Source organism: Variovorax sp. WDL1 (assembly GCF_001541225.1).
Classification (GTDB): Bacteria; Pseudomonadota; Gammaproteobacteria; order Burkholderiales; family Burkholderiaceae_C; genus Variovorax.
The window spans coordinates 78,808-99,717 of the sequence record NZ_LMTS01000087.1 but is presented as its reverse complement, the minus strand read 5'-3'; the positions used below and the strand labels follow the sequence as shown (position 1 = coordinate 99,717).

Below are 20,910 nucleotides of genomic sequence, written 5' to 3'. Positions count from 1 at the left end.
GTTGTCGTCGACCACTCAAGATAATTGTCGCTGGCCACCAGGCCCACCAAAGGTCGTAAAGGTCGCGGCCGTGCTCGCGTTGCAGTAATGCGCGCAGCTTCGTCCCCAGCATCTCGTCGAGGTCGTACGAGGGGACGAGTACCGAACCGACGCCGCCTCCTGCCAACGGCATCTCGATAGGCACGGTGGTCAGCGGGTACAGGCTCGTCTGCTCGTTCAGATTCACCTCGATTTTTAGCTTGGCCTGGGCGGCCAACAGGCTTGTTGGCCCATAGACGTAGGTGACCCGTGCAATTTCCGACTTGGAGAGGAAGTTCCGAACTGCCAGCGTTACCGTTGTGCGAACAACCTCCGAGGGCTCGCCCAGCAGCGGCTTGAGCGCCGTGGCAATGTCCGCAGAGATGCCACTCCTTGACCGTTTCGCCGTGAGCACAAGGTCGATGTCCTCCGAATATCGACTCGCCGGAGCCAGGTGTCCTTTGTGAAGAACGGTGCCGCCGCGCATGGCGAGTTGCTTTCGCAGCTTCTCGTCCGCGAAGATTGCGCCTACGGCTTGGCTGAGCAGGTAGTCCTGCTCCACCATCAAGTCGTCGCTCCATGGTGCCTTGGAGCGCCAAGGCACAATTTCCTTCAGGGGTATCAAGCGAGCTCCGAAATACTGTTTCTTTGATGCAGGGTGTGCTCCACGCCCCACGTTGAATCGTGCAACACGCCCGACGGCGCAACCTTGGCTGGTTCCAGGGGCTGCGACGCCCGGTGCCGTCCAGTCAACCAGCTCTTGAGGACATGGCTTTGCTCCCCTAACTTGAGCGTATCGAGGACGAAGCCAAGGCGCTGAACTGCCGGCACCTGGTCGAGCGCGTCCAGGGTTTGCAAGAGCGCATCGGATTTCAATGACGGCGCGAGGTCCTTGGCGATTCGAGCGACCGACTCGATGCCACCAACCTGGGACTGATGTCGAACCAGGTCCAGGAGCGTCGCTTCGCGGGTACTGACCCGTAGACGCGCCACCGGCGTGGTGACGTAGTCGACCGGTGTCTTGTCTATGGACTTCTTCACGGTGAAGTCCAGGCGCAGGCGGCCTATGGTTTGGGCGCGCCGCGGCCGGCTAACCATCACTTGGGTGGCTTGCAGCGCATAGTGCGCGGAGCCCCAATGCCTGGCGGCCGACAGCAACGCAAGGTAGTAGTGTGGCTCGACATCCTTCAAATAGTCGTCCAGCCACCACTCGACCGGAGGCGCCCCAAAATGGCTGTGCTCGGGCGGAACGATGAGCCATGTCGAAGGACGCTTCGTAGCCAGGGTGACGAGGCCTTGTTGAGCGACACGCCGAAGCGCCGATTTCATCGCATCGCCACCTGGCTCCCGGCCCGTGAGCTTGGCCAACTCGTCGGCACGCACGAGGTAACGAGCCTGGGCCTGGATTTTGCGCAGGGCAGGCTCGAGACCTGCACGGCGAGTGTCTGGCTGAGACAGGGGCGAGATGGGTCTCATGATTTTATGCGAATAGTACCGTACTAAGGCGCTTTTCGCAAACGATTTAACATTCTGCCTCCCACCGCAAGGCCTTAGGCCTCGACCGTCACCGCATTGGCTCAGGAGTGCTGGAGACCATCGGTTCATGGTGCGGGGCGGTTTGGCGGCCCACGGCGAGCGGGGTGCCCAGACTGTCGTACCACCAGGCATCCGCCTCGATGCGCGTTCTCCAAAAGTCCATGCTGACCTTGACCATTTCGTCGTGCCAGAACGCCAACGACTCAGGGCTCGGCTTCCCCTTCGCTACGATTGAAGCGTTCGTATCTGTGAAAAGCTCCTCGGTCGGCTCCAGCACGAACTTGCGAAGCGACATATCGGCCTCGACGATAATCAGGCAATAGAACGGGTTCTTCAGAAACCGTTCGAAGACCGCGGCGCTGGCAGGCGCGGACTTTTCGATTGTGGCCAGCGCACTGTGCACGTTTCGTTCTTTGGCTACTTCGCGTAGCCGCGCATAGCGCTCCTCCCTCTCCTTTGGAGTCGCCATTAGCGGGACCGGCCGCATGAGGCCAAGCACACCTGCTGCCTGCAGGTACTCGAGTGCGCCATTGATGGCGGCCCGGACATCCCGACCCGGAAATCGCTGGAAGAGCCGCGACGGCGCCTCGTGAATGCGGTCGATGTAGATGACGCGCCGTCCATCAAGCGCGTAAAGCGCCTTCTCGCGGTCTGCTTCCAGGGCCAAGGCCAGGAGGGATGCAACCATGCTGACGTTGACCGGCTCAACTACACGCGGGTGGGGGGCACCAGCGATTTGAAACGAGAGCTTGGACGTGCCAACGTAGGGTGCCTCATAGCGCAACGACGACTCCAGGCTTTTCGTCCGCAGGTCAACGAGCATGGGATTGCCCAGCACTTTAGGAAGCTTCATTAGTATTTGGACCGTCTCTTGGGGCAGCACGAGTACATCCGACAGAGGTACACGCCTGTCCAAAGGCATGCCATACACCGATGAGACGAAACGTCGGTCGTGCTCCGTCTCGTGGTCGAAAATTTCGAGCTCGCCAAAGGCCTCGTTCGGGTCTAAGACGACCCTGGGCTGTCGCGGTGGAGGGGGCGGGGCGGGAGGTTGCGGTAGTTCCGCCTCTGCCGCCGTCCCCTTCGACTTTGCCACCCTCCGGACGGCCCCGGGTTCGGTGCCAGGCATGTATGCACCCAACCTGCCGGTGCGCACGATGAAGACCTGACCTCCGGTGTTGTGCTTGTAAATGAGTGGCGAATCTGCAGGAATCGTGCGCCAGTGAACACCGTCAAGGTTCTCCTTGATGGCCTCCAGGAGCAGGTGGGCCGTACCGTGCGCGTCGCGTTCTGACGTCAGTTCGCTCAGCCATTTCTCAATCTGGGTTGCATTGGCCGGCTCTCGGCGCGTGCTGTGGATACCAAGTAGCCAGACGTGAAACGGTGCCACCGCATGGTCACCTTCTCGCCAAGTGAAGCCGTCCAGGTCCTGCGCGCCGGCGGGAAGCAAGGGCGATGCCTCGTCGTAAATAAGAAACCCTGCGTCACGAAACAGCCTGCGCATCTCCGTGCGGGACCTCAGAAAGCGCTGCTGGCCGTCTCGGCATTCAGTAAGCCCCCCTACCTGCGGCTGCTCTCCGAAGTCAGGGGGGTGCCCCGTTTTACGGAAATAGCGCAAGTTACTCGTCACAACCAGCATCGACGCGGACCTGCCAGGTTCGTAGCGCTGTCCAATCTCAGCCAAGAGTTTTGCCGGGTCCTTGATGTGGTCAAAGAGTCGGACGGCCAAAATGAACTGTGGGCGCTGTCGCAGATGCCCAATAGGGGCCAGCGGGTCATCGCCCTCCAGGTTGTGAACCGTCACCGTCATTGTGCTTCGTCAGCTGGACGGATTTCAAGCATTCGGCGGAGGAGTCGATGCCGATGTACTCGACGTGCCCTGCCTGGGTCAGCCGCGTCCCCAGAAACGCGTCTCCGCAACCAAGGTCCAAGACGACGTCGGTTTGCGTCCCCAACCAGAAGCGCGTCGGCCATATCTCGTCTGGACCCCGGCCGAACCGAAGCCCCTCTTCGCAAAGCCGGCGCCAGCGCTTCATCGCGCCGTGAATCGAGGTGCCCTCGCGCCTACCTTGGATGTCGTACGAGAGGAGGCCAAAGACGATGTGGTCGATAAGCAGGCGCCTCCAATTGTCTGTGACGTCCTCTTTCACCTTGCCCGCCGCCTGCGCCTTCACGTCACCCCCGCACTCTCCGGCGCCGGCCGAAACCTTGCCGGTCTTCGCTTTGCGCGTCGCCATCGCAATCTCCTTCCACGGATGTCAGGTCCAAGCGGCACATTCTGCCGAGAGAACTGGTTTTCTGATAACGAAAGTTCTCCGGCGAACGCGCTTGCGGGGGAGTTCGTGTGGCACAATCCGGCCCGCGCATCCAAAGCGCCTGGCTCGCGCTCGTTCGCGACGCCTCCTCCGGAACCCGCCGTCTAAGGGTTTGCCTGGATAACCACTCCCTGCAGCGCCTCTTCCCGCCCGGGGCCTCACGCTGTCGCGACACGCCAAATCGTTTTAGGTGGCACAGCGGGACAGCGTGTAGTTTTAGGTTGGTCGGGCGAACCCACTAAAGGCTATCGAGCTTCCGAAAAGCTGTTTAGGCTCTCTCCAGCACGCACCACCCAACTGGAGATTGCCACCATGCCCAATCCTCAAGTCCTCCGCTTCGCAGGCCGAGTCCTCGGCCTGGCACTGAGAAACCGCGCCGTCGCGCGCGCCGTCCAGAGCGTTGTCGTTCTGGCGGGCCTGGCTATCGGAACTATCTTCGGCGGTGGTCACGGCGGCGGCCATGCCGGTGGCCACGAGCCGAACACCGCCCCGCCGCCGGCGCACATCGAAAAGCACGTCGAGCCGGTGGTGCCGCCGCGCCTCGAGGCGCGTCTCGAGGGCCCGCCGCGCAAGACGGCCGTCAACCATGACGCTACCCAAGGAGATGAAAAGTGAGCTCCCGTATTACCCTCTGGAACGCCGCCACCCTCATGGCCGAGTGTGCGCACAGCGCAGGTGTCGTGGGCGTGGCCAAGGGTCTGCTGGCCTGTAACAACTTGGCGGACACCACCGCTGTCATCGACCTCCACGCCGTGTTGTCCGTCTACGTTGCCGTGAAAGTCGGGGTTCACTTGGCGGGGCGAGCCCATCAAGGAAGCGTTGCAGGCAAGGCTGGCACGACGTGGAGCGCACACGCCGGCATGGGCCGGCAAGGTTGGCCGCATCTTACGCAGCGTCCTGCCGCCGGCCCAGATTCGATTCGGCAGTTTCTGGGGCATCACGGACTGCCTCGCGCAAGGCGCGATTCTCAGTCCACTCATCATGTGGGCCTGGCACACCCCGCAGCTCGGCCTGATGGGCAGCGTCGCCGCCTTCGGGCTGATGGAACTGCTCGCGGGCATCACTGCCTTGGAAATTGCCCACGGGCTGAAGCACCCCGCCGTGCAGGAGCCACACCCTCATTAGCGCAAAAGCGCTGGCGCAGGCAGGTCCTGATGCAGACGAGCCCCTCTTGTGGGGCTCGTTTCATTTGTGCGACAGCAAGGCACTCGCAAGATGATGACGGCGCCCGCCCGCAAAGGAAAGCCAGCCCACAAGGGGCTGACTGAAGCGGGGTTAACGGCGGCGGCCGACGAACGCCTAATCCAGGGGTTTGATTTCGTGAACAACACCATCAATGAAGGACACCATCCGGGTCCGGTACGCCCAGACCGCGGTTCGCCCGTTGCCCGACGTCTTGAATTCAGGTTTGCCCCAGTCGCTGCGCAGCACCTCAGCCATTGTGAACCCCGGCTTAATGCCAATCTTGCGGAAGTGCCTGTCGAGCTCCACCTGGTGTTTGCGCGACGCGGCGGTCGCCACCTTCGGGCGTATTGAGTACAAGCCGGGCATGTCCAATGCGATGGCCGTGGAGGGGCTCACGGACTCCTCGAAAGTGTGCACCTCCACATAGGCGACCTGCCCGTCAGTGAAGCGCACCCGGTAGTGGCAGAACATGCTGTTTGCGCGGCACGTGAGCCTCACGTCTTTACGTTCGTCATCGGGTGCCACCACCGCTTCTACAACGAACTCACGGCGCGCCGGCAGCGCAATAGCATCCTTGCATTCGGGGCTGCACTTGGTGGTCGGCCGGGGCGTGAATCGAGCGAGCCGCAAATTGAAAAATAAGGCCGCCTTCGTCATGTACCCGTTGTCCTTGGCTACTAGGTACGCTTTGCCGATGCGCGTGAACACCTCTCGAGAGTCGGCGACGTCGGAAGCAGTTACCTCGTCGTCGGCGCGCGCGCTCGTGACCAGGACGGATGCAAACAGAAGCAGCGCGAAAGTGGGCAAGCGAACCTTTAGATGAATCACGGCTTAAATCATTTCGTCGTTGTGGTCGTGAACTATAGTGCAGCCTGCTTACTTTTGTACACACAGACCCTCCTAGCTTGCGCGCCGCATCCGGAGGACGGTTCCCACCCCCTGGGCGGCGCTGGCTAACTCTTCGGGCAGCCCGCCGTGAACGAGCGGTGTCCAGAACCTATCGATTCCGGCCCCCCTTGTGGGCAACTCGCTTGCCCCGGTCTTCGACCGTGCCAGCCGCACTGGCGGTCATGTTCTTGACGGTGAGCTTCTCCGTCGAGTACTCACCTGCGACGCCGCGAGCGACGTTCCCAGTTAACGCCTCCGGCCCCGCTTTTCGCCAACGGCTAGGCCCGAGCTCCCGATTCCTATACCTCGAAGGACTAAATCAAAGGTATACGAATATGGACAAGCTTTCCAAAGCGGCTGTCGATGTCTCTAAAGTAACGGTTTCCGGTTTGTCCGCCGGCGCGTACATGGCCCATCAGTTGCTGGTCGCCTACAGCGACGTGTTTTCCGGGATGGGCTCTATCGCCGGCGGTCCGTTCCTCTGCTCGAACGGCTCTCTGTACGGGGCACTCTCTGCGGGCATGCGCGGCGGACCCGAGCTCGACGTGGCTCGCCTGGCTTCAAAGGCGCGGTACCTCGAAACGGTCGGCGCCATCGCCGACCTCGAGAACCTGGTAGACGCCCGGATTTGGGTGTTCCGCGGCACCGAAGACCAGACGGTCCTTCAGGGTCCGACCGACGGCCTGGTGGAATTCTGCGAGCGGTTCACCGCCAAGGGAAATGTTCGTTACGTAAACAATGTGCCGTGCGCGCACACGATGCCCACGGATTCCTTCGACGCGAAGGCACTGTCGCCCTATCGGGAGTCGTACATCAGCAACGTCGGCTTCGATGCGGCTGGCCAGATGCTCAAGCACCTGTACGGGCCCTTGAGGTCGCGAACGACGCCTCAAGGCCTCCTGGCGCGATTCAGCCAGAACGAGTTCTTGCGACATCCGACGCTGTACGGAATGGGCGAGACCGGGCTGGTCTACTACCCAACCGCTGCCCTGCGCGGTAAGCGCTGCAAGCTGCATGTCGCCCTCCACGGTTGCGAGCAGTCCGAGTACAAGTTGGGAGAGCTGTTCGCCACGCATGCTGGCTACAACGAGTGGGCGGAAGCGAACGACATCATCGTCCTGTACCCTCAGGCGTACCCGACGATGAGCCCCTTCCTGTTCAACCCCAAGGGAAGCTGGGACTGGTTCGGGATGCTCGACCAGGCCTACTGCACGCGACAAGGACGCCAGCAATGCGCCATCCTCGGAATGGTCGACCGGCTCACCGGAAAACAGGTTTCCTCCAACGGCGCTCTTCGCGACGTGCTTGACGCTTCGCACTTGAGCCCTTGGTTGGCATAACGATTCCTTCTTCACACGCTCCCTGGCCTGCCCGTGGAGCGTGTTTTCTTTTGCCGAACTCCCGGGATTGGCAGAATGCGCGGTCAACAGCGTGGACGGTCATGAAACTTTCGACAGCGCAGATTGGAAGATGCGGCGAGCTCCTGGTCCAGTACGAACTCCTTGCTCGAGGCGTCGAATCTGCTCCCATGAGCACCGACACGGGCATTGACCTGGTCACCTATTCGTCTGCTTCGGCACAGCCCGCCACCGTCCAGGTGAAGACCGTGTTTGCGGCCAAGCCTGGCGGGGGCAAGGGGGCCTTGTTGCTCGACTGGTGGGTCCCGTCGACCACGCCGGCGCAGCTCGTTGCGCTCGTCGACATGTCGACACCCCGCATCTGGCTCTTCACCAGGTCCGAGCTCATCGAAGCAGCGCAGCAGCAGCCCACGAGCGGCCTGTTGCACTTCTTCATGAAAGTCAGCCCCTCCCGCCGGCCGCGTGCTGATGGCAAGGCCCAGGACATCCAGGACTTTGAGCGGTTTCGACTCGAGCGCCGGATGGCGGAGCTGTTTGGGGACGACGGCCACCAAGCCAGAGACGGCCTGGTGCCCCCGGCGCTTGCGGAGCCGGCAGGGGCAGTCGAACCCGGCGAATAGCCCGGCGCACCCGCGGTGCTCCAAGCCGCAAATCCCGCCTTCGTACATCGAGGCAATGAAAAACCAGCCCACGGTGGGGCTGGTTGGAAGAATGAGTTCTTAACTCGAGCTTTGGAACGCCGCGGGAGCGCCCTGTTTGTCTGCCGGCAGGTCCAGTACACCGGCGCTCGCACGAATCGTCATGTTCGTGGTGATGCTCAGGTCAACGTCGGCCCGGTGGGGCGCGCCGTTCTCATAGACAGCAACGGCCACTCCGGTTTCCTTGTTCGTGATGATGTGGCGGCAACCGTCGTCTTGCACTTCGTGCAGTGAGGAGGCCCGCGCGAGCGCGACCAGCGTGGCGCGCTTCATTGCGGCCTATCAGCGAGCTCGGGAGGGATAGGCTCCGCCACTTGCGGCTTCGCGTAGGGCGTCGTACCGTCGTCGATGATGACCTGAGCGGTCGCCGGTTCGATATCCAGCTTCGCCTCGCCGCCGGCCAGGTAGACCAGCTGCTGCTCCGGGGTGAGCAGGCCGAACAGCTTGTGTTCGTCCACGAAGTAGCCGTACTGGTAGTCACGGTCCACGAAGACGCGCACGGTACGGTTGGGACGGGGGTCGAGCGTGCCAACGCTCTTATGCTCAGTGATATGGATTTGCATGGGTGATTGGCCGAGGCCGTGAGTTTTCCTGGCAACGTATAGCCAATGCCCCGCGGCCCGTGATGCTGCCCGCGTGCAGCAAAGGCTCGGTGAGGGTGACGCCCGGCTGCAAATCGCGGAAAAGTTCACCCAAAGCACGTCTTCTTCGACCGCCGGGCGGACCGGCAGGCCGAGTCGCCGGCGCCGAGGCTTCCGTCGAGGCGAGAATCTGGTCAACCACAACAACACAAGCCCTGCCCCAATGAAGCACTCCCTGTTTGCCGCCAGCCTTCTTGCCCTGGCATTGGTCACACCTGCGGCGCACGCCGACGATGAGGAAGTTGCGCTTTTCAGCGGCTCAGGAAGGGCGGACGCGTACATCGCAATCGCCGAAGAGCTCACAATCTACCTCTGGGGCGGCAAGCCTGTCGCCTATCTGGAGAAGAACGACACCGGCGGCGGCTACCACGTCTACGGCTTTAACGGCAAACACCTCGGATGGTTCACGAAGGGTGTGGTCTGGGACAGCGAGGGCTACGCCTCCTGCGCGACGAAGGAAGCATTGAAGACAACGGCTTTCGAGCCATTCAAAAGCTTCAAAGAGTTCAAGCCTTTCAAGGCCTTCAAGGAGTTTGCGCCGTTCCGACCTTCGCTTACATCGACGTTCGGCGAGACGCCTTGCCGTTTCCTGCTGGGCGCCGGCGGCGCTGGCTGAAGCAGCAAAGGGGCGGCCTCCGCCACAGGACACGGCCGTCGCACTCAACCCGGCCAGGGCGTCTTCGGCGACACTGGGTGTCTCGTTGGGCAACCCATCCCCTGTCGGTTCTCTATAGAGGATGCCAGGCCACATTCTTAAAGACAAAAACCACATGTTCAACCTCAACTTTCCGCTGCTCAAGGGCCAGGCAGACCTGACCTTGCTGAGCAGCCGTAACCTCCAAAACGAAGTGGTGTACCCCCGCGCCGCGTGCTTCACGAAACTGGCGCTCAGCATTGCTGAGCTGTTCCGCGAGAACGAGAGCATGTCGCGATTCCAGCTCACAGTACTTGCCAAGCCGGAGGCGCAGGACACGGAAACGTCCCTCGACTTCAAGGTGACCCAGAGCATCGCCATCGGCACGGACGGGGTCGACGTCTTCCCCGACAAGGACAGCAAGGAGGCGTTCTACGCCGCCAACGCCCCTTTCCACATGATGGGAAGCGGCAGCATTTCGGTCGAACGCAACGACGAGGTCCTCCAGGGCATCCTCGTGGCCACCGACTATGCGGACCTGTCAGGCAAGGCCCACCACCTGGCTGAAGTGCTTGCGTCGACCTTCAAGGCCATCAACCCGACGACCTTCGACTTTCGACAGGTTCTGTAGCTCGCGCTCAAGCCCTACTTCCAACCCACCGGTGTCTTCCGGTGGGTTTTTTCTTGGCCAGCGTCCTGAAGGTGGACCCACCGTCTCCCTGGTGCAGCCGAGCTCGAAGAACGAGTTCTCCGGTCGCGGCACGCCGGTCTACCGAGGGCGACTGCCCAGCTGGCCACGGCTGGCTCAGTCAGGGCCCACCACGGGCGTAAAGAAGCTCGGCCGGCCGCTGGGCGGTAGTTCGCTATAGACGTCATAGGACAGCGCACGTTGCCCCTCAACCAAGAGGGGCACCCGCCCCTCTTTCCCATCACAAGGAGAGAGATATGACCCAAGTTACGAAGAACACCCCCGCGGGCTCCACCGTGTTCGGCATGTTCCCCGTGAAAACGGTGACTGTCGTCAATGGCCGCCTCATCGAAAAGCAACGCAACCTCGTCGACCATCACTGCGTCCTTCTGGGCGTCGATGGCAGCAAGGCTCTGGTGGCATACGCCGGAACCGACGCTGACGAAGCCAACAAGCGCCGCCCGGGCTACATCTCTTTCCCGAGAGATGTGGTCTCGGCGGAGAAGGCTGGTTGGAAGTTCGGCAGCGAGTACTACGTGGACTGCGACGTGCTCGCTTGGGTTCCCGTCCAAGCGCTGCAAGTGCGTGGACGTCTGTCCAATGCACTGTTCAACGCAGTTTCGATGCGCGTCATGAAGCGCCGGGCCCAGCCCGTCGTTTACAGCGAGCTCGATGATGAAGTCGTGACCGGCGCCCGCCGCGCGATGAAAGCAGCTGCCTGATTGCTTGACCCACAAGCATTCAGGCACCCCTCACCGGACTATGCGGTTCGCCGCAACTCTTGTTCTAGACCGCACAGCTCACGCTGTGCGGTTTTTCTCTTGGTCCCGCGGCTTTCGTCGTGCGGTCAGCGCCTGAGACCAGCCCTTGTGACGTCGGCGGTCAGAGCGAAAACCCGATTCTTCGCGGACGCCATCTCGCCGGCGGCAGCCAGACTCCAGCGCGTCGGCTCAATCGCTATAGGCGTCATAGGACAGCGCATTCGGCGTTGCCCCTCAACCGGAGGGGCACCCGCCCCTCTTTCCCTTCATCAGGAGAGAGAAATGACAGAAGTTACCAAGAACACCCCCGCCGGCACCACCGTGTTTGGCATGTTCCCCGTGAAGACGGTCGCCGTCATCGAAGGCCGCCTCATCGAGAAGTACCGCAATCTTGCCGACCACCACTCCGTCCTTCTGCAAGTGGATGGTGAGATGGCGCTGGTCGCGTACGCCGGAACCGACGCTCACGGCAACAACAAGCGCCGCCCTGGCTACATCCCTTTCCCGAGGGACCGGGTCTCGGCAGAGTCCGCTGGCTGGAAGCACGGTTGCTTGCTGTACATCGACTGCGACAGGCTCGCTTGGGTGCCCCTCGCGGCATTGCAGATTCGTGGAAGGCTGACGCTCAGGCTGCTCAATGCAGTCACTTGGCGTGTCATGAAGCGAATGCCGCAACCGGTGTTCTTCAACCCTGGCATTGACCAAGTCGTAACCGGCGCCCGCCGCGCGATAAAAGCAGCTGCCTGATTGCTTGACCCACAAGCAACCCTCCAGGACTATGCGGTTCGCCGCAAGACCTTGTTCAAGGCCGCACAGCTCACGCTGTGCGGTCTTTCTTTGGGCGGACTGGGGGACCTCCGTTGACCGCGGGCGCCCTGCGGCAGCTTCCGCGCAGGAGATGACCGTTCTCCTTGGAACCTGCGAACTCGACTGCAGCTTGCCAGCCTCGGTCTCGCCATGTCGGTAAACCTCCCGCGGCAACTGTTGCCTGCCGTCCGTCCGGCGCGCTTCAGTATCGGCCCGCGCGCGGAGGTTTCGAGCCGGCCCGCAGGTCGGCTTCAGGCATGTGCGTCGGCACTAGGTGCGGGCGGCTGGCCCCTGCTGGAACCCCTGCCAAACCATCTTGGCCACCATCTTCTGCATCATGCCGAAGATGCGCTCGTCCTTCAGCAACTGCTCTGCAATCTGGTTGTGAGCGTCCTGGGCCTCGATGACGACGTCCGTGAAGGCATCCTTGAAGTCACCCATCGCGAACTGCTCCTCGCTGTTGTTGCGGGCCTGGGCAGCGAGCTTCTCGTTCTTGGCCAGGTGACCTTGCCAGGTGGTGACCGCGCCGATGAAGTCCGACTCGGTGATGTGCCCGGAGAACAGGTCATTCATCTTGGCCACAATCTCGCGCAGCGCCTTCTTCTCGTCCTCGGGCGCCGAGCCCGTGCCGGCTTCGCCGATGCCAGGAAGCTTCACGACCTCGGCCTTTTCCAGGTCCAGCTGCTGCTCGCCCACTTTCTGCAAGCGGTAGTGCGTCAGCTTCACGTCGGCGTCAAGCTCCAGCTTGTGCTTGTCCTTGCCGTGGGCGGCCAGGCGCGGCATCAGGTTCTTTCCGAAAACGAAAAGCTTCTCCAGCTCGGGGTCGTCGTAGGGGATGATTTGCGACAGAAACTCGTAAAGGCGCAGGAACGAGCCCAGGTCCTTCCGAAACAGCTCCTGTGGCTCGTCCTCCAGCCCTTCATAGCGGTCAAATGCGGGCTTGAGAACGGCATGCAGGGCGCCTTGGCTCTTGACCTTGGGGTCAAAGAAGGCCGCAGCGAACTGCTCGACCTCGGTCCAGTAGTACACGCCGGCCTTGTCAAGCTTTGTGAACAGCTCGTGCACGACGTTCGGGTCGGTGACGTCCTCGAGCTGCGCGGTGCGGTAGTAGGGCTGGAAACTCGCGAGGATTTCGTCGGGCCGGTTCACGAAGTCTAAGACAAACGTGTCCTCCTTGCCGGGGTACATGCGGTTCAGGCGCGACAGAGTCTGGACGGCCAGCACTCCCGACAGGCGCTTGTCGACGTACATCGTGTGCAGCAGCGGCTGGTCAAAGCCGACCTGGTACTTGTTGGCCACCAGCAGGATGCGGTACTCATCCTGCTTGAACGCCTCCGAGGGCTCCTGTCCCTTGACGTCGTTCATGTTCGACTCGGTGAACTCGTCGGCCCCCGAGTCCGGGTCCAGCACGGCGCCCGAAAATGCTACCAGCGTACGCAGGTCGGTGTACTTCTGGTCCTTGATGTACCGGTCGATGGCCAGCTTGTAGCGGACCGCAGCCTTCCGGCTGTCGGTCACCAGCATTGCCTTCGCCTTGCCGCCAATCTTGGCCGCCACGTGCTCGCGGAAGTGCTCCACGATGACCACGACCTTCTGCGAAATGTTGTGCGGGTGCAGCTTGGCGTATTGAGCCAGCGCCATCTTGGCCTTCTTCTGCGGCACAAGTTTTTCATTGGCTACCGCGCCCAGCTTATAGAAGGTGCTGTAGCTGGTGTAGTGCCTCAGCACGTCCAGGATGAAGCCTTCCTCTATGGCTTGGCGCATCGAGTAGACGTGGAATGGCACCGGTGTGCCCTCGGGCCCTTTTCGGCCGAACAGCTCCAAGGTCTTGGACTTTGGGGTGGCCGTAAAGGCGAAGTAGCTGACGTTCTCGGGGCGCTTGCGTCCCTCGATTGCCAGGGCGACCATGTCTTCGGACGTTAGGTCTTCCGGGTCGATGTCGACGTCAGCCTCGACCTGGACTTCCACCCCGTCGATGACTTCGACCGCCTTCTGTTTCGATTTGCCCTTGGTGAGGGCCTCCCGCAGCTTGCGCGCCGCGGTGCCCGTCTGGCTGGAATGTGCCTCGTCGACGATGAGGGCGAACTTGCGTTGCCCCAACGCTCCGACCTGGTCCAGGATGAAGCCGAACTTCTGCAGAGTCGTTACGACAATCGGCGCGCCCACGTTCAGGGCCATGGCCAGCTGCGCGCTGTTCTCGGAGATGACCTGCACCACGCCGGCCCTGTGCTCGAATTGGCTGATGGTGTCCTGCAACTGCTTGTCCAGCACGCGGCGGTCCGTTACCACGACGACTGTGTCGAACGTCTTCTTGTCGGCCGCGTCATGCAGGTTGGAAAGGCGGTGCGCTACCCAGGCGATGGAATTCGACTTGCCCGAGCCGGCGGAGTGCTGGACCAGATAGTCCTTGCCCGGGCTTTCCTCGGCCGCCGCGCGAATCAGTTCCTGCACGGCCACGAGCTGGTGATACCGCGGGAAAATGAGGGATTCCTTGGTGGCCTTCTTGCCGTCAGAACCCTCGACCTCCTTCGCTTCCAGGTGCATGAACTCGCCCAGCACCTCGAGCCAGACATCTGGTCGCCAGACGTACTCCCACAGGTAGTAAGTAGGGTAACCCTTCCCGGGCGGCGCGGGCGGATTTCCGGCGCCTGCGCTCAGCATATCGACGCCATCCGGCCTGCCTATGTTGAAGGGCAGGAACTGGGTATCGTCGCCCGCAAGCTTCGTGGTCATGAAGACCAGGTCGCTGGAGATGGCGAAGTGAACCAGCGCGCGGGTTTTGAACTGGAGAAGAGGCTCCAGCTCCTTGGACTTCGGGTCCTTCGGCAACCGGTCCTTCTTGTACTGACTGATGGCGTCCTTGACGTTCTGGGTCAGGTCGGTCTTGATTTCACCGGTGGCGACCGGCAGGCCGTTGACGAACAGCGTCAGGTCGATGCTGTTCTCATTGTGCAGGCTGTAGTGCAGCTGGCGGACCACCGTCAGCCGGTTCTTCTGGTACAGGTCCAGCAGCTTGGGGTTCTTCTTGTGGGCTGGCTTGAACTGGCAGAGGAAGAACTTGGCGTCGACGTCCTTGAAGCCATGGCGCAGGAGATGCAGCGTGCCGTGGGTGTCCAGTTGCTTGGCAACCCGCTTGACGAAGACAGCGTCGGACTGACCGTTGTGCCACTTCTTGAACTTGGCCCACTCGGTGGGCTGCGTATCCTGCACGAAAGCCAGCAGGTCCTCGGCCAGGATTGCGTACTCCTTCGAGTAGCTGGAGGCCTGCTTGGGATGGGTTTTGACCGACCAGCCGTGAGCCTCGAGCTGCGTGCAGAGCTCGTTCTCGAAAACGCGTTCGGTGTGAATGTTGGACGTGGTCGGCATCACTCAATCCCCTGCTTCTTCAAGAAGCGAGCGACCGACCGCCCAGGAGCATACGGTGAAGAGGAGCACGAGTCCCAGTCCTCCGGCGACCATGCACGAGACTGCGGGGCGCCACCGCTCGGACATCGTACTCAGACCGGGGTTGCCATCCATCGTGTCAAGGAAGCTCGCCATAGCTGCGCTCAGCCCCAATCCGATGAGCAGAATCAAGAGGTTTGCCCATGCTCGTAGCTGTTTTCCCTTCCACTCCGCAGTCAGCGGGTCGTCGCGCCGACCCGGTCGCAGCGAAGCAAAATAGTTCATGATGTTCAAGATGTGGTGCACGTTCCTCTCCAGCGATGTCGTTCTCTAGAGTAGCGGTGATTTGAGGACCCTCCCCGGCCTCCTGCTCAACGAAGGCAAGAAGGTCCGCCTCTTCACGTCCAGCAGCGGCTTGGGAATCAGATAGCCCCCTTGAGCACAGTGCCGACCTGCAGGAGGCCGGTCACCGCCGCGGAAATCAGCGAAGAGCGGTACTCGCTTAAGCGCTGGATATGCGCTCTGGCATGTTCCTGCAAGCCTTCAATCGCGTGCTTTTTTGCGATGAACGCTTGCACGATTGCGTCTTGTTCGCTTCGCGGCGCAATCGGTACTCGGAAGGCTCTCAGGGTGTCGCAGTTCATCGCCCCTTGAGCACCGCCGCTCCCGTCACTAAGGTAGCGCAGTGCGGTGTACAGCCCTGTTAGTACGACAACCAGGTAGTCGTCTGAAACCTCGGGACTCCTTGAGGTCACATATGCGACGTTCTGGCTCACCGTGGCCGGAATCGCCAGCCGAGCGGTCATGCCCCGCGTTGGTCCTTGGCCGATAAGGCCAACTATGGCGCTTCCTGGCCGCACCACACGGAGTCCGGTTTCGGACAGGGCGCAGTCGGTCACGCACTCTGCCGTCTCCTTGATGACTCTGTCGTTGATGGCGGTGCTGGTGACCCAAGGCATGGTTCCGTCCAACCAGTACTTCTGCACCTCTCTCTTCGGCGTGCAGCCGTTTCCAACATCTGCGAAATAGCCCAGCTTCGGAGTCGACCAATGGGCTGGCACGCGGGCGAGCCAGCCTTCCTTGCGTCCACTGGAAGTTCCTTTGCGCTGAAGTCCCTCGCTCGCGAAGTCGAACGCATAGGCCTCAAGTGCATCGTCAAGTGACACCAGGAGTTGTTCTTTCTCTGCAATCAACGCATCAATTCGCGCGGTCTTTTCGTCAAGGAAGTTGGCGATGCGCACTTGGTCGGAGCGAGCGGGTGCTGGAAAGTTGACGCTTCCGATGAAGCTCCAGTCAGCTCGCGGCATCTTTGACCCGTAGGTTGAACCATCGATGGCGGAAATATTTTCCGTGGACAGAAGACAATACCTAAGAAAACGTGCGTCTACACCCTCAGTTCGCAGGACCAGACACTCCGTCGTGCTGAATCCGTGACTTTCGGCCACCCACCCTTTGGCCAAATAGGGGCGAAGCTTTCCGAAGAGCACGTCGCCTGGCTCGAATACGTTCGCACTGCCTTCCGGCTGCTGTTGTAGCTCAATGCCGGATAAGCGGCCCGTCCAAGATTCGATTTGTTCTAGGCCGACATAAACGCCCTCGGCGGGCACGCTGTCAACCTTGGTCCCTCTCAGGCCGGCAAGGAACTTCAGCGGCTTGGTTGGATGCTTCGTAACGAAGGGCGTCAGGGTACTCAAGCGAGCACTCCCTTCATCAGCTCCATGAACCGCTTCTCCATCTCGCCAATTTCCTTGGCGATGACGGCCGGCTTGCGCGGCGGCTTGTACACGTAAAAGTAGCGGTTGAAGTTGATTTCATAGCCGACCTTGCCGACCTGGCCGTCCTTTTCGTCGCAGACGTCCTCGTTAACATACGCGTCGGGCACGTGCGGCAGTACCTCGCGCACCATGTATGCCTTGACGTCTTCGGAGAGCGGCACGTTCTCGGTGTCGCGCAGGTCTGGGTCGTACGGCTTCTGCCCCTTCTTGAGTTTGGGCGGCGCCTTGCCCTCCTGCGGCGGTCGGTCAACGGTGACCTTGCGGTATCCAAAAAACTTGTTTTCAAAGACCTTCGACACAATGCGCGCCGGCTCGGCCTGACCCCTCCCGTTGCCGTTCTTGCCCGTCTCGGCGAACTCACCCGCGAAGGTGGCCTGGTCGACAGCGCCCGCGTAGACCTTCACGATTTCCTCGACCTGTTCGTCGGTGATGAACACGCGCTTGTTGCCAAGGCTCTTCATCCTCTTGTACATGCGCGTCGCATCGATGAGCTGTACCTTGCCCCTGCGCTCAGCGCCTTTGTGGTTTGACAGCAGCCAGATGTAGGTCGCGATGCCGGTGTTGTAGAACAGGTCGTTAGGCAGCGCGATGATTGCCTCCAAGAGGTCGTTTTCGAGAATCCACCGGCGAATTTCTGATTCGCCAGACCCGGCATCGCCCGTGAACAGCGGTGAGCCGTTCAGGACGATGCCGATGCGACCGCCGCCGTCGGCAGCAGGGCGCATCTTCGAAATCAGGTGCATGAGGAAGAGCAACGAGCCGTCCGAGACGCGCGGCAGGCCAGGCCCGAAACGGCCGGCATATCCCTTTTTCTCGTGCTCGGCCTTCACGACGTCCTGGACCTTCTTCCAGTCCACCCCGAATGGCGGGTTCGCAGCCCCGTAGTCGAACTTGTCGCCAGCGAAGCCATCGGCCGACAGCGTGTTGCCGCGGACGATGTTCTTCGGGTCCTGGCCCTTGATGAGCATGTCCGCCTTGCAGATGGCGTACGACTCGTCGTTCAGCTCCTGGCCAAACAGGCGGATGACGGCAGAGTTGTTGATTGAGCGCGCGACGGCCTCGCCCACCGACAGGATGCCGCCGGTGCCAGCAGTAGGGTCGTACATCGAACGCACCACCCCCGGCTTGGCCAGCGCTTCGTCATCACCCGCGAAGAGGCATTGCACGATGAGGTGGATGACTTCTCGGGGTGTGAAGTGCTCGCCGGCCGTCTCGTTCGAGGCTTCCGCGAACTTCCGAATCAGCTCCTCGAAGACGAGGCCCATGGTCTCGTTAGGCACCACGTCCGGATGGAGGTCGACGTTGGCGAACTTCTGCACCAGTTGGAACAGGAGGTTCTTCTCCTCTAGCTCCGCCACTCGCTCGGTGAACTTGAAGCGCTCGAACACGTCGCGCGCGTCTTCCGAGAAGTCGCCCAGGTAGGCCACCAGGTTCTGGCGAATGTGCTTCTGGTCAGCGAGCAGGCCCGGCAAGGTAAACGGGCTGACGTTGTAGAAGGCCTGCTTGCTCTTGCGCTTGAGAAAGGGGTCGAGGTTGATGCCAGTATCCTTGCGCTTCTTGGACTCGGCGAGCACATCCTCCTTCGTGCTCTCCAACACGCAGTCCAGGCGGCGCAACAGGGTGAACGGGAGGATGACCTTGCCATAGTCCGCCTGCTTGTAGTCGCCGCGCAGGAGGTCGGCGACCGACCAGAGGAAGTTCGCGAGTTCGGAAAAATTCTGGGCCATGAGCTGGTTCCCTGTTAGTTCTTGGACGGCTTGGTTTTCTTGGCGGACGCTGGGGGAGCCGGCGCGGGTGCAAGATGCAACCTCTTGGCATGCTCGCGCACCAGGACCTCAAACATGTTGGTCAAACTGCGGCTCTCCGCCGCCGCACATTGCTCCCAGAGGTCGCGAACCTCGGGGGTGAGCTTCAGCGACGTGGCCGAGGTCTTTCGGAGCGGGCGGGGCATGAGAGGTAGAGGCCGCTTGCTTAGATACCGCAAACCGCTATACGTTACCAGTCGTCGAGCAGTGTCACAAGCGGCGACTCCGAAGAACATGTTCTTTCGATGGTTGCGCACCACAATACGAGGGCGCAAGCGGGAAGTAGCCTCGCACTATCGCTTCGCCCGCCGTGAGCCCAGTCAGGTCGGCACGCGTGTCTTGCGGGCAACGACCGAGCTCCCCAGTGCCACCACACGCGCGCTCTTGAAAACAGGTTCTCGCGTGGCTCGGTCCACGAAGGTGCTGTAGCGGTACGGGTCGTAGGTCACGCCGACCCCGCGCATCCTGCGTACCTTTTGCTGCCAGGGCCGCTTGTCAGCAATGCTCGCGCCTGACTCCAGCCAGCCCACCAGCTCACCGCGGATGCCCGCGTGGACGTTCTTGCGCTTCTCTCGCAGGGCGCGCTGCCGGCCGGCCTGCGAGACCACGAAAGACGCGTTCTCCAGCTCGACAGCGTCGACGTGGGCGATGACGCGGCCACGGGTCTCACGGTCCTCGCTGCGCACGGAGAGGCACCGCCGGTGGAGATTGAGGTAGATGAAGACACGCATTGCCTCCGTCTAGGGAGGCAATTTAGCGGGAAAGCCCTGCTCTAAGCCGGTCGACGTCCGATACTATCGTCAGATTACAGCTTTGAGCCTGAAGTATCGGACACCATGAGCAGAACCTTCCAACGACCGTTTCCCTCTGTAGCTCGCCAGATGGAGGCGCTTGGCGACCGTCTGCGCATGGCGCGCCTACGCCGCAAGATTTCGGCCGTCCAAATGGCAGAGCGCGTGGGAGTTTCGCGCGACACACTACATCGGCTGGAGAAAGGCGAACCGAACATCGCCCTGGGAACCTATCTTCGAGCGTTGCGTGTGCTACGCCTGGAGAAGGACCTTGACCTGGTTGCAAAGGATGACGTACTCGGCCGGAAGCTGCAGGACCTGGGTCTTGAGCCGTCGGCTGCGCGCCGACCACGCAGGCCTCAAACGACGCCAGCTGCCACCAGCTGACGCTTCGCACTGCGCAGTCCGACGCGGAGTGTCAGGTCACGCCGCTGTGTCCATAGACGGGCGACCGGCGCTAGAGCGCTACCCGTGAGGTGCCCCAAACCGTGAACCAACTCTCCTCGGTGCGGTGCGTCATCGCAGTACAAGGACTTTCCCCACCGCGCCTTCGGTTCGAATTGTGTTCCGCGACACGGGTCGTCCCGGCCATTTGGCTTCGTAGCGGTAGGTTCCCAGCAGTCGATGCCCCGGAGATGCAAGCACGAACCAGCCGGGGCAGTCGGATTGATTCCACGGGTCGCGCCCGAGTGCCTGGCATAACAGCCAGTCGAAATCGAGAATCAAGCTCACCGTTGCCCCGGACGGCTCTGTCCTGACCTCAAATGGGTCGCCGAGCAGAAAGTGGCACATGCCGCCGCCAAACAGCAGGAGCGGAACCTCGTGGCGACGGCTCTCCGGGAGCGCCAGAACCAGCCCGTTCCATTTCTTCGCAAGCGAAGCCTCAAGCTCACCGTAATCACCTTCGCGGTAGAGACCCTTGAACGCCGCAGCCTTTGGGTCGGCCTCAGTGCCGCTCAACCTCGCGGCGATGTCCTGAACGTCCCTTTCTGCCAAGGCCTGCAATGCCCTCTCAAGCTCCGGAACTTGCATGCCCGTCATCCGGACGAGCTCAACCATGTACAAGCGGAAAGCCACGCCCTTCATCGTGCTAGCCCAGGTGGAGCTAAAAGGCCTGGGCCCCGTGATGTTCGCATAGCCGCACACGCCATACAGATGCTGGTTGCAAGGCAAAGCCTTGCCCGCAGCAGCGTCCATCTCTCGCACGCGTGTGTCCGATTCGGTTGGCGCATAGTTATAGGCGCTTACCGGTGAGCGGGCACACCGGGTCTTTGCAAGTTCTTCAAGCAGCGTTTTGCCTGACGCACTTTGCAGGAACTCCTTCTCCAGCGCCCGGTAGACCTGTACTTCAAGGCTCGCCTCTGGGTGCTTGCCGATGTCTGCCAGACAGCCGGAGCCGGCGGCTCCCAAAAGCATAGAGGCGGCCAGGCAGCGAAAACGCGTTCTGAGGACTGTGGCTTTCGGCATGGCGCCCTCCTGCTTTGCCTGTGGTGGTCGCATTGTGCAGCCGAGCCCTCCCTGCGTCACCAAGCACCTGACTTCCGCGTCCTGGAAGCCGGGTTCGCGCCTGTCCCGGCCGGGGGCCGCCGGCCTTGAGGGCTCGCGCGTCACTTCCTTGTCGGCGTC

At 61.6% G+C, this 20,910-nt stretch carries 22 protein-coding genes; 9 read left to right on the top strand and 13 right to left on the bottom strand.

Going from position 1 to position 20,910, the window contains the following annotated elements:
- The 4 genes from APY03_RS12825 to APY03_RS12810 form a co-directional block, all read right to left on the bottom strand.
- On the bottom strand, positions 1–583 hold a 583-nt coding region (locus tag APY03_RS12825), incomplete at its 3' end, for a nucleotidyl transferase AbiEii/AbiGii toxin family protein (RefSeq protein ID WP_083944321.1).
- Positions 584–639: 56 nt separating this feature from the next.
- On the bottom strand, positions 640–1,494 hold the full coding sequence (locus APY03_RS12820) for a type IV toxin-antitoxin system AbiEi family antitoxin domain-containing protein (protein WP_068677399.1): 855 nt from the start codon (positions 1,492–1,494) through the stop codon (positions 640–642).
- A gap of 88 nt (positions 1,495–1,582) precedes the next feature.
- Complete coding sequence (locus tag APY03_RS12815) at positions 1,583–3,364, bottom strand: hypothetical protein (protein ID WP_068677397.1); 1,782 nt, start codon at positions 3,362–3,364, stop codon at positions 1,583–1,585.
- Positions 3,330–3,791: a class I SAM-dependent methyltransferase gene (locus APY03_RS12810; protein ID WP_068677395.1), complete on the bottom strand. Its 462-nt coding sequence runs from the start codon at positions 3,789–3,791 to the stop codon at positions 3,330–3,332. Before APY03_RS12810 ends, APY03_RS12815 begins: the two co-directional genes overlap by 35 nt.
- A 390-nt stretch (positions 3,792–4,181) precedes the next feature.
- Here APY03_RS12810 and APY03_RS12805 point away from each other — a divergent pair, with 390 nt between their 5' ends.
- On the top strand, positions 4,182–4,484 hold the full coding sequence (locus tag APY03_RS12805; RefSeq protein WP_068677393.1) for a hypothetical protein: 303 nt from the start codon (positions 4,182–4,184) through the stop codon (positions 4,482–4,484).
- A 204-nt stretch (positions 4,485–4,688) separates the two neighbouring features.
- Entirely contained in the window at positions 4,689–4,994 is a 306-nt protein-coding gene (locus APY03_RS12800; RefSeq protein ID WP_068677391.1) for a hypothetical protein, read from the top strand.
- A 174-nt stretch (positions 4,995–5,168) separates the two neighbouring features.
- Here APY03_RS12800 and APY03_RS12795 read toward each other — a convergent pair whose 3' ends face one another.
- Positions 5,169–5,861 carry a hypothetical protein gene (locus APY03_RS12795; protein ID WP_232324242.1) on the bottom strand — a complete coding sequence of 231 codons (693 nt, stop codon included), beginning with the start codon at positions 5,859–5,861 and terminating at the stop codon, positions 5,169–5,171.
- Between the two features lie 416 nt (positions 5,862–6,277).
- Between APY03_RS12795 and APY03_RS12790 the strand changes: the two genes are divergently transcribed.
- Both APY03_RS12790 and APY03_RS12785 read left to right on the top strand, forming a co-directional pair.
- Positions 6,278–7,282 carry an extracellular catalytic domain type 2 short-chain-length polyhydroxyalkanoate depolymerase gene (locus APY03_RS12790; protein ID WP_068677387.1) on the top strand — a complete coding sequence of 335 codons (1,005 nt, stop codon included), beginning with the start codon at positions 6,278–6,280 and terminating at the stop codon, positions 7,280–7,282.
- A gap of 188 nt (positions 7,283–7,470) precedes the next feature.
- Positions 7,471–7,920, top strand: a complete 450-nt coding sequence (locus APY03_RS12785) for a hypothetical protein (protein WP_146039507.1) — start codon at positions 7,471–7,473, stop codon at positions 7,918–7,920.
- 99 nt (positions 7,921–8,019) lie between these two features.
- Here the strand turns inward: APY03_RS12785 and APY03_RS12780 are convergent, their stop codons facing one another.
- On the bottom strand, positions 8,020–8,271 hold the full coding sequence (locus tag APY03_RS12780; protein ID WP_068677384.1) for a hypothetical protein: 252 nt from the start codon (positions 8,269–8,271) through the stop codon (positions 8,020–8,022).
- A complete protein-coding gene (locus tag APY03_RS12775) occupies positions 8,268–8,561 on the bottom strand; it encodes a hypothetical protein (protein ID WP_068677382.1) in 294 nt (97 codons plus the stop codon). The genes APY03_RS12780 and APY03_RS12775 overlap by 4 nt, the downstream gene beginning before the upstream one ends.
- A 241-nt stretch (positions 8,562–8,802) precedes the next feature.
- Between APY03_RS12775 and APY03_RS12770 the strand changes: the two genes are divergently transcribed.
- The 4 genes from APY03_RS12770 to APY03_RS12755 all read left to right on the top strand — a co-directional run bounded on the left by APY03_RS12770 (position 8,803) and on the right by APY03_RS12755 (position 11,469).
- The gene (locus APY03_RS12770; RefSeq protein WP_083944319.1) at positions 8,803–9,255 is read left to right on the top strand and encodes a 4-fold beta flower protein; all 453 of its coding nucleotides are present in this window, start codon (positions 8,803–8,805) and stop codon (positions 9,253–9,255) included.
- A gap of 154 nt (positions 9,256–9,409) precedes the next feature.
- On the top strand, positions 9,410–9,904 hold the full coding sequence (locus APY03_RS12765) for a hypothetical protein (RefSeq protein ID WP_068677380.1): 495 nt from the start codon (positions 9,410–9,412) through the stop codon (positions 9,902–9,904).
- A gap of 314 nt (positions 9,905–10,218) precedes the next feature.
- Positions 10,219–10,683, top strand: coding sequence for a hypothetical protein (locus APY03_RS12760; protein WP_068677378.1), 465 nt, complete (start codon positions 10,219–10,221; stop codon positions 10,681–10,683).
- Positions 10,684–11,004: 321 nt separating this feature from the next.
- On the top strand, positions 11,005–11,469 hold the full coding sequence (locus tag APY03_RS12755) for a hypothetical protein (protein ID WP_068677376.1): 465 nt from the start codon (positions 11,005–11,007) through the stop codon (positions 11,467–11,469).
- Between the two features lie 330 nt (positions 11,470–11,799).
- Here APY03_RS12755 and APY03_RS12750 read toward each other — a convergent pair whose 3' ends face one another.
- From APY03_RS12750 to APY03_RS12725, 5 genes are all read right to left on the bottom strand, one after another.
- Positions 11,800–14,895: a type I restriction endonuclease subunit R gene (locus tag APY03_RS12750; RefSeq protein WP_068677403.1), complete on the bottom strand. Its 3,096-nt coding sequence runs from the start codon at positions 14,893–14,895 to the stop codon at positions 11,800–11,802.
- A gap of 3 nt (positions 14,896–14,898) precedes the next feature.
- Positions 14,899–15,207 carry a hypothetical protein gene (locus tag APY03_RS12745; protein ID WP_146039506.1) on the bottom strand — a complete coding sequence of 103 codons (309 nt, stop codon included), beginning with the start codon at positions 15,205–15,207 and terminating at the stop codon, positions 14,899–14,901.
- Between the two features lie 128 nt (positions 15,208–15,335).
- A complete protein-coding gene (locus APY03_RS12740) occupies positions 15,336–16,607 on the bottom strand; it encodes a restriction endonuclease subunit S (RefSeq protein WP_068677372.1) in 1,272 nt (423 codons plus the stop codon).
- Positions 16,604–18,415 (bottom strand): type I restriction-modification system subunit M, encoded by a 1,812-nt coding sequence (locus APY03_RS12735; RefSeq protein WP_068677369.1) that lies wholly within the window; start codon positions 18,413–18,415, stop codon positions 16,604–16,606. The genes APY03_RS12740 and APY03_RS12735 overlap by 4 nt, the downstream gene beginning before the upstream one ends.
- A gap of 398 nt (positions 18,416–18,813) precedes the next feature.
- Positions 18,814–19,224, bottom strand: coding sequence for a hypothetical protein (locus APY03_RS12725; protein ID WP_068677365.1), 411 nt, complete (start codon positions 19,222–19,224; stop codon positions 18,814–18,816).
- A 105-nt stretch (positions 19,225–19,329) separates the two neighbouring features.
- On the opposite strand from APY03_RS12725, the gene APY03_RS12720 reads away from it, so the two are divergent.
- Positions 19,330–19,671: a helix-turn-helix transcriptional regulator gene (locus tag APY03_RS12720; RefSeq protein ID WP_068677363.1), complete on the top strand. Its 342-nt coding sequence runs from the start codon at positions 19,330–19,332 to the stop codon at positions 19,669–19,671.
- A gap of 129 nt (positions 19,672–19,800) precedes the next feature.
- Here the strand turns inward: APY03_RS12720 and APY03_RS12715 are convergent, their stop codons facing one another.
- Entirely contained in the window at positions 19,801–20,751 is a 951-nt protein-coding gene (locus APY03_RS12715; RefSeq protein WP_146039505.1) for a hypothetical protein, read from the bottom strand.
- Positions 20,752–20,910: the final 159 nt, after the last annotated feature.